Source organism: Mycobacterium sp. (assembly GCF_049281135.1).
GTDB lineage: Bacteria > Actinomycetota > Actinomycetes > Mycobacteriales > Mycobacteriaceae > Mycobacterium.
Genome location: NZ_JBAPRN010000436.1, coordinates 1 through 8822, shown reverse-complemented (window position 1 = coordinate 8822; position 8822 = coordinate 1). Strand labels below are relative to the sequence as shown.

Sequence of the window (8822 nt, the reverse complement as noted above, 5' to 3'; positions counted from 1 at the left end):
CACGCGGTGGACATTACCCGGCTTGCTGATAATGGAAACATGAAAACGGCTGGCCGCGACTCTTTCGAGTTGTTAACGTCAAGAACACCCACATCAAGTGCCAAAAGTAGTAATTTGTAGGCGAACTGGGGGCGACATTTCTGAACGGGGATGAATGACACCGCGGATGGCTCGTGGGCTGGGTTTCGGTCTTTTGGCGAGCGCCTGCGCCTGTCTTTTGGACGGTACGTCGATATTCAACGGGGCACACGCTTTCGCCGACGACGCGTCTGACTACACCGCGTTGGTCATGGGCCACGCGTTCCTGCCCCAGCCGGATGCGACCTACATGCAGGAAGTGATCGGCACGTATGTCGACCCCACGACCCCGTACTTCGCCGGGCAGCCCACGTACAACGTGGTCGACCCGGTGAGCGTATACACCCCTGAGACCGACTACGGGTCCGGGCTCACCCAGGGCGTCGGCGACCTTGACCAGGCAATCCAGGACCAGCTGACCGCGAACAACCCCGACCTCGTCGTATTCGGCTACTCGATGAGCACCGCGATCGAGACCCAAGAGATGATCAACCTCGCCGCCGAGGGCAACCCCGACGTCGACGGCCTGAAATTCGTTCTGGCGGAGAACCTGCAAACACCCAACGGCGGATTTTTCACCCGATTCCCGGATTACGCCGGCGCGAATCTTCCCGTGACGCCGGCGGACACTCCGTACACCACCGACATCTACTCCATCGAATACAGTGGGGCGTCCGACTTTCCGCAATATGACGGCAACTTCCTCGCCGACCTCAACGCTGCGGACGGTTACGTCGACTTGCACCCCTACCTGCTGACCGACTGGCCCGCATATTTCACCCCCTCAGAGCTCGCCGGCGCGGTGGCGGAGAACACCTCGGCGGCTGACGTCAACACCGACTACTACATGATTCCCACCCAGGATCTGCCGCTGCTGAACGATCTGCGCGGTGCGCCCGGCGCGGAGTCGACCTTTGCCGACTTGATGCAGCCCGACATGCGGGTGCTGGTGGACTTGGGTTACAACTGGACTGGCGATGCGGATGTCGACACACCCGCGACGATGTCAAACCCGGACGTCGACATGACAGCAGTTGACTCCTACCTCGCCGCGGGTGCCGATCAGGGCGTGATTGCGGCCTTGGTTGATATGGGCATTTTGCCGCAGAGCGATCTGCCGGACCTCTACCCGTACGTGCCGGACGTCGCGGGGCTCGAGGCAGGTGCCCTCACGTCCAGCACCTCAGCGTCGGACGCCTTGGCGGCACTGGACGCGTCGGATTCTGCGAGCGCACTGGCAAGTGACCTCGCCAACTCGTCGAGTCCGTTGGCGTCCGAGCTCAGCGCGTATCTGCCTGGCTTTGCAACCGATCTCGCCGACTACTTCCAGAGTATGGCTAGCTTCCTTTAGTTTGACAGCTAATCCAATCCCTTGAAATCCAATCCGGTCGCACTGGTCACGGGCGCGACGAGCGGCATCGGTGAGGCCACCGCCCATCGTCTACACGATCGCGGCTACACGGTATTCGCCGCCGGCCGCAATCCCGAGGCGCTGAATGCGTTGCGCTCGAAGGGCTTACAAGCCCGTTCCCTCGACGTCACCGATGAGGCCGCCGTGGATCGACTCGTTGAGGAGATCAACGCCGAGCATGGCGGTGCCGATGTTCTCGTCAACAGCGCCGGCTATCCGCTCCCCCGGCCGCTCGAGCAGGTGGAGTTGAGCGAGCTGCGGCAGCTCTTCGAGACCAATGTGGTTGCCACACTTCATTTATCGCGGGCAGTGTTGCCGACGATGCGCGCGCGAGGGTACGGCAGGATCGTCACCATCGGGAGCACCGGCGGACGATTCACCAGCCCGGGCGCCGGCGCCTATCACACGGTGAAATACGCCATTGAGGCTCTCTCGCTGTCGTTGGGCGCCGAGGTGGCGCCGTTCGGTGTTCGCGTCGTGTTGATCGACCCCACTGGGACGCGAACGCCGTTCGTCAGTTCGCAATTCGAAACCGAGCATTCCTATCCCGACGACGATCCCTACGGCGACTTCAAGATTCGCTATTCCGAAACCACCCGCAGGTTGGCCACCGCGAAGGGTTTGACGGTCAGCGCCGACACCGTCGCCCGCGCGGTGGTGCGGGTCGTCAAGGCCAAGAATCCAAAACCCCGCTACATCGTTGGGGTGTCCGGGAAAGCCTCCGTGTTCGCGCGAGCGCTACTGAGCGACCGGATGTGGGACCGCGTGATGACGACGGGTATGCGCGGCTGATACCGCCGTAATTCTCTCTGCGCCAACAACTCCGAAAGCGCCGGACCCACATAGCGGTCGGACCCCCAGCGTTGCGCTGGAGGTCCGACTGCTTCTGGAGTTGAGGGCTTAGAACATGCTCGGTATCAGCGAGGCGAACTCGGCGGCGAATTGCGCGCCCAGTTCACTGAGCGATTGCGACAGCGCATCCGAGCCCGCGGTGGCGCCCAGGCTTGCCAGCAGGCTGCTGAAGTCCGCCGACAACCCGGTGGGGTCGGTGGAGCTTGCCGCCGCAGCCACCGGATCGCCGGCCAGGATGGCCGCCAGGTTCGCCGCATCTCCTGGGAAGCTGAAGTCGTTCGCCAAGGTCGTGAGGTCCGCCGACAGTGTGGGGTCCGTCGGGGTGGTGAGGCTGTCCTGGAACAGCGTCACCAGGTCGGTCCCCAGCAAGTTGGGGTCGTAGCCGCCGTATGCCCCGATGAGCTCTCCGGAGGCGTTGGTGATGCCCGCCGCCGAGGGATCCGTCACATATGTCAAGTAGTTGGGGTCGGTAATTATCCCATCGTTGGTAAACAGCGCCGGCAGTTCGGGATTGATGTTGCCAAGCGCCGTGTCGACCTGTGCGAGTTCCGTCGGGGAGAAGTTGTACGAACCGGTCTGCAGCAGTGCTATCGCATCGTTGATCTCGGGCTGAGTTGCGTTGTTCTGCGCCGCGAAGTCGCCTACATAACTGGCCAGCGACGAGTTGGTCGGATCCCAGGCCAGCACGTCTTTCAGCAGATCGAGTTGGGTCATGCCAGCCGGTAGGTCGGTGCACTGGCCCGGGCAGGCCGGGCTTCCCGCGACATATGGATCGAAGGCGTCGATGAAACCCGCGGTGACGTTCTGGAACGCGTCGAGGATGCTCGTGCCGGTGGGGAGATCGATGCCGGTGCCGTCGATACCGGAGGTGGACGGCGCATCGAACAAGCTGTTGTAGAAGTCCTCGAAAGGCCCGAACAGGTTCAGCTGGAACGTGTCCCCGGCCCACGGCATGGTGTCACCGGGACCGGTGCCGTCAAAGCCCAATGAGCCGGTCACGCCGGGAGCGTTGGGGCCAAGGTCGGGACTGGGGTCAACCAGGCCGGGGTCGTCAGCACTAGTGAAAGTGAACCCGTTCGTCAGATCGGACAACGGAACTTTGAAGAAGTCCGAGAAGAGGTTGAAGTCTCCCCCGGTTGAGTTTTGGGCATTTCCGAAGAGGGCCTCGAAGAAGCCGATGTCGCGGTCGTAACCGGTGTTCCCGGTGATGACCTCCGACGGAGTCATCGGGGCGCAAGTCTGTGCGTCACAAGAGGCACTCGTCGGGAGCTCGGCCGCCGCCAGCAGCCCGATCTGTTGCGCCAGTCCCGCCGTGCCGTCGGCATCGGCGGTGGGGTCGATTTCAGGTTGGTCGAGCCCGGAGATCTGCGGGAACGGGATCGCCATGTCGAGGAGGCCCATGTAGTGCCCGAGGTCCCCGGGGTCGGTACCCCAGATGTTCGTGGCGCTGGGGACCCACCAGTCGCCGCTGAAGAGCAGTGAGTTGCCGAAGACGTCGATGCCCTGGATCTCGTTGTAAGGGATGTTCGCGATGTCGTCGAACAGGTTGATCGGGACGTCGGTGGCATCGACGAGACGGGTCTCGATGTTGCGGACCGGGATGTGCGAGGCTTTCGGCGCGGCCGGTGTCAGCACAACGGCACTCGTTGCTGCAACCGCTGCCGCGGCAAGGACATACGCACGTGAAGCCACCTGCACGGTCGCCCCCTTCACCCCGATCGACAGTTGCCCGCTGAGCCTACACTGAACACAACCTGAGATTGAGGCTACCGGTAAGGGTGCCGTAGAGACTCGGTAATGCGAACTTCTCGTCCGCGACGTCAAGGCCCGTTCACGATCGGCCTATTCGAGCTTTTGGCGGCTCGACCTTTCCGGCGCACGGGAATTCATCTGCGAGGCCCTTTTAATGTGACGCATTGCATTCGCGCATTCACCGCAAATCGGACCCCCAGCATTGCGCTGGGGGTCCGATTACCGTTTGCCGGTGGGTTTAGAACATGCCCAGGATCGACTGCGGCACAAAGGTCGCAAGATCCGCGGAGATCTGGGCCGAGATCTCGGCGAGCGCCGCGCTCAGCGCATCCGAGCCCACGGTGGTGCCGAGGCTCGCCAGCAGGGTGCTCAGATCAGTCGAGTATTGGGAGGGGTCGAAGCTGCCGAGCCCATTGGTTGCGACCGCGGCCGCGCCGTCTGCCACGCCCCCGTTGTACGGGTCGGGGCTGGTGAGCGGGTCGGCGAGGAACCACAGCAATTCAGGGTTGCTCAACTGGCTGAAGTCGGTCGGGTGATTGGCCAGGTTCAGGAGGTCCTGGAAGACCAACATCGGGTTGTAGCCGCCGTACTCCGGGTCAAGCGGCCCGGTGCCGCTGTACGCCTGGTACGCGGGGTCGGTGAAGTACCCGGCGTTCGTGTACAGATATGGCAGCTCAGGGTTGATGCTGGCCAGACCCTTGTCCACGTCGGCCAACTCCTGCGCGTCGAGGTTGTAGATCCCGGTCTGCAGCAACGCGGTGGACGCGTTGACCTCGTCAGCCGTCGGCTCGTTGACCAAGGCCGGGTTGATGGCGTAGTCGGTCACCCACGTAGACAGCGTCGTGTTGCTCGGGTCCATGTTGGCGATGTCCGCGACCAGCGCCGGAACCTGGAACTCGCTCGGGATGTCACAGGCTGCCGGGCACGCCGGGCTGCCGGCGGTGAACGGGTCGAAGTCGATGATGTAGCCGGCCTCGAGGTTCTCGAACGTGTGCATGACGCCCTCGAGCGAGGGAACCTCCACACCGGTGCCACCGATGCCGTCGGTTGCCGGCGTCTGCTCCAAACTGTCGAAGAGGGTCTGGAACGGCTGCAGCAGGTTCAGCTGGTAGTCCACCCCGTCCCACGGCATCGTGTCGCCGGCGCCGGTACCACCCTCAAACGGGTTGCCGCTATTGCCCCAACCGAGAATGGAGGCCCACCCGTCGTTGACCGGTCCGCCGGGATTGACGATGCCCGAGTCGTTGGACCCGAACGTGTAGCCGTTGATCAGGTCCTGAATCGGCACCTGGAAGAAGTTGGTGAACAGCCCGAACGGCTCGCCGTTCGCGTCCGTGGCTTTCCCCATCAGGGCATCGAAGAACCCGATGTCCCGGTCGAATTGGGTGCTGCCGGTGATAACGTCCGGCGGGGTCATCGGGTAGCAACTCACGGCGTCACAGGAGGAGCTCACCGGGAGCTCGGCCGCGAGTAATCCGGCGAACTCGTAGTTCAGACCCGGCTCGTACACACCGGCGGAGTTGGTGAACCCCTCGGTGAATGCGGTGAGCGGCAGGAAGTTGTCGATCAACGCGACGTGGGTGGGATCACCCGGGTCGATACCCCAGAGGTTCGTCGAGCTGGGTACCCACCAGGTCCCCGTGAAGAGGAACGAATTCGCCATGGTGGACAGACCGCCACCCTCGAGCTCGTTGTAGGGAATGTTCAGGATGTCGTCGAACAGGTTCACCGGGATGTTGGAGATGTCAGCGTCGATCAGCTTGGTCTCCATGCTGCGAACAGCGAGCGGGAGCTGTCGAGCCACTACTGGCGTGACGACGACGGCGCTCACAGCGGCAAGTGCCGCGGCGGCGAGGGCGTAGGGACGCGAAGCAGCCTGCACGGCTCCCCCTTCAAGTTCGGCCAACTCAACAGCAGGAACATACAGTAAGAATTTCTAAGTATGTCCAATTTTTGAAGAATTCGCTCGCGGCATTCAGTGACTCCACTCACACGAATTAGGAGCACGCGCAAACGGAAATAAAACGTCCAATTTATTGGACGTTTCGGCCAATGCCGAAAGCATTGTCAAAGCCATTGCAATTGGCGTCGATTAGTTGGTCGGACGTCTCAGATTTCGGGCGATCGGCGTGATCGCCATCGGCTAGCAGCGTCAGCGCCTAAAACACGCTCAGTGCCGAAGTCGCCAGATCGGGCACCCATGCCGAGGTCAGATCTTCGATCAGCGTGGCGAAATCTTCCGACATTCCGGGGAGGTCAAATCCGCTGAACAATTCGCCCAGATCCAACGACATCGCCGCAGGATCGAGGCCACCAAGCAATGCGCTCAGGTCGAACGACGCCGGATCGACCAACTCGCTGAGGCCCGATGAACCGGTGTCGATGCCGAACAGATCCAGAATCCCCGGCAGGACCAGGGCGGGGTTCCAGCCGCCGTAGACCGGCTCGAACGCGGAACCGGGTTCGTTGACGAAGGTCAGGTAACCCGGGTCGGTCAGGAATCCGGCGTTGACGGCCAGCGCCGGCAACGCGGGGTTGATCTCCTCCAGTTGTGCGAGGGCCCCATCGAGCTGCTCGGGTGTCAGGTTGAAAATTCCGGCCTGCAAGAGCGCGATGGATGCCGCGACCTGATCGGGAGTCGCGTTGTTGTTCGGGAACTCCGCACCGGAGTCGAACCCGCCCAGCCACGCCTGGACCATCGGGTTGGAATCGTTCGGGTCCAACATGTCCACCAGCGCGCGGGTGGTCAGGCTCTCGGGAATGTCGCACATCGCCGGGCATGCCGGGCTGCCCGCCGTGTAGGGGTTGAACGCCGCGATCAGTGATGCCGTGACGGACTGCAGCGACCGACCGATCTCGTCCAGGGTCGGAATCTGAATGCCGGTCCCCGAGATGTCGCCGTCAGCCGCCGGATCCTGCAGCAGGTGTTCCCAGTAATTCTGGAACGGCTGAAAGAAGTTCAGGTAGAAGGTGTGACCATTCCACGGCATCGCATCGTTGTCGCCGACTGTGCCGCCCACGAACGGATTGTTGTCACCATTGAGGAAGCCGAATGCAGGATCGGCGTAGGCCGGACCGCTGGGGCTGGTCGCGTCGTCGAAGGTGTGCCCGTTGATCAGGTCCTCGATCGGCACCTTGAACCAGTTCTGGAACAGCCCGAAGTTCTCCCCACTGCCTTGGCCGGTGAGGGCATTGAGGAAGCCGATGGTCCGGTCGATTGACGTGCTACCGGTGATGACTTCCGGCGGCGTCATCGGGAAGCACGTCTCGGCGTCACAGGAGTCGCTCACCGGCAGCTCGGCGGCGAGCAGGCCGTCGAGCTGGTACTGCAGTCCGCCGAGCCCTTGGCTGAAGTCCGGGAACGGCGCGAAGACATTTGTGACCAGCGCGACGTGGGTTGGGTCGCCGGTGTCGACGCCCCAGAGATTCGTGGCGCTCGGCACCCACCAGTTCCCGCCGAAGAACAGCGAGCCGGCCACCGAGTTGAGGGCTTGCACCTCGTTGTAGGGAATGTTCGCGATGTCGGTGAGCAGGTTCATCGGAATGTTGAGCAGGGACTCGTCCACCAGCTGGGTCTCGATGCTGAGCGTCGGTAGACGAATGGCCCGCTGCGCTATCGGAGTGACGCCGACCAGACCCGCCGTAGCCAAGACTGCGCCGGCCATGACGTACGGACGCGCAGCAACCTGCATGGCGCGCTCCCCCTTCGATTGAATTAGCTGAATGGCACCTGAAGCTAAACTCAGAGGGCCTCAGCGGTCGCTATCGAAGGGGCAGTCTCTTGTGAATCTCATATCTATCTGGCCAACGTCATATGTAAAGGCATGTCCAATTACATTGCGCCGGCGTTAATCCTTTAGCCAGGCCCGGTTGCCGTAGGCGTCCAGATGCGTCACCTGCTCAACCGGTATCCGCGTAGTCGGTCCGTATCGTCCGCGCGGCCAGCCCAGGGCCACGACGCAGCATGGGGTGACCGAGCGTGGCAGGCCCAGGATCTTGCGGGCCCGTCCCACTCCCCACAGCGGCAAGGTGATCAACGAGGCGCCCAGACCCACGGCCCGCGCGGCCAGCAGCAGATTCTGCACGCTCGGATAGATCGAGCCCCAGTAGCCGGATACCGCGGCGTGCGGCATGAGTGAATAGGGCGCACGGCCCTCGCGGACGGTGAGCCGCAGGCAGGCCACCACCAGGACCGGGATCTCGGTGAAGTGGTCGACCTGCCATTGCGCCGCACGGATGACCTTGGCCAACGACTCGTCGTTGTCACCGGCACTGCTCAGCAGCCCGCCGTAGGAGAATTTCCAGCCCTTGCGGTATCGCCCGGCCAGCTTCTTGATCAGTCGCCGGTCCTTGACGACGATGAACTCCCAGTTCTGGCCGTTGGCGCCAGTCGGTGCCCGCAGCGCCAACTCGATGCATTTCAGCACTACCGCGTCGTCGACCGGGTCGGGGTGGACGCGGCGCACCGCCCGCTGGGTCAGCATCGCGTCCTGGAGCGGCATGTTGAGGCCGGCGAGCGCGTCGGACGTGGCCGGCGCCACCAGAAATGCATCGGCGTAGGGGGATTCGGTGTTCGGCGTGTCAGTCATTTCAGGCGTGCTCGGTGACCCACTTGGCGGTGAAGTCCTGGACATCCGGTATCCCGTGGGCGAATTCACGCGCGATGAAGCTCTCGACCGTGCCGCCGACCAGCGGAACTTTGAATTCCACCGTGCCGTTCAGCGTCAGC

The 8822-nt window shown here is 62.9% G+C and carries 7 protein-coding genes; 2 read left to right on the top strand and 5 right to left on the bottom strand.

Features of this window, described 5'->3' with window-relative positions:
* Positions 1-166: 166 nt before the first annotated feature.
* Together WAN02_RS17840 and WAN02_RS17835 are read left to right on the top strand one after the other, a co-directional pair.
* On the top strand, positions 167-1429 hold the full coding sequence (locus WAN02_RS17840) for a PE-PPE domain-containing protein (protein WP_422265576.1): 1263 nt from the start codon (positions 167-169) through the stop codon (positions 1427-1429).
* 21 nt (positions 1430-1450) lie between these two features.
* Positions 1451-2281 carry an SDR family NAD(P)-dependent oxidoreductase gene (locus tag WAN02_RS17835; protein WP_422265575.1) on the top strand — a complete coding sequence of 277 codons (831 nt, stop codon included), beginning with the start codon at positions 1451-1453 and terminating at the stop codon, positions 2279-2281.
* Between the two features lie 108 nt (positions 2282-2389).
* Here WAN02_RS17835 and WAN02_RS17830 read toward each other — a convergent pair whose 3' ends face one another.
* The 5 genes from WAN02_RS17830 to WAN02_RS17810 all read right to left on the bottom strand — a co-directional run bounded on the left by WAN02_RS17830 (position 2390) and on the right by WAN02_RS17810 (position 8803).
* The gene (locus WAN02_RS17830) at positions 2390-3976 is read right to left on the bottom strand and encodes a hypothetical protein (RefSeq protein WP_422265573.1); all 1587 of its coding nucleotides are present in this window, start codon (positions 3974-3976) and stop codon (positions 2390-2392) included.
* 355 nt (positions 3977-4331) lie between these two features.
* Positions 4332-5975 carry a hypothetical protein gene (locus WAN02_RS17825; protein ID WP_422265572.1) on the bottom strand — a complete coding sequence of 548 codons (1644 nt, stop codon included), beginning with the start codon at positions 5973-5975 and terminating at the stop codon, positions 4332-4334.
* Between the two features lie 277 nt (positions 5976-6252).
* Complete coding sequence (locus tag WAN02_RS17820) at positions 6253-7785, bottom strand: hypothetical protein (protein ID WP_422265571.1); 1533 nt, start codon at positions 7783-7785, stop codon at positions 6253-6255.
* Between the two features lie 156 nt (positions 7786-7941).
* On the bottom strand, positions 7942-8682 hold the full coding sequence (locus tag WAN02_RS17815) for a nitroreductase family protein (RefSeq protein ID WP_422265570.1): 741 nt from the start codon (positions 8680-8682) through the stop codon (positions 7942-7944).
* Between the two features lies 1 nt (position 8683).
* Entirely contained in the window at positions 8684-8803 is a 120-nt protein-coding gene (locus WAN02_RS17810) for a DUF2505 family protein (protein WP_422265577.1), read from the bottom strand.
* Positions 8804-8822: the final 19 nt, after the last annotated feature.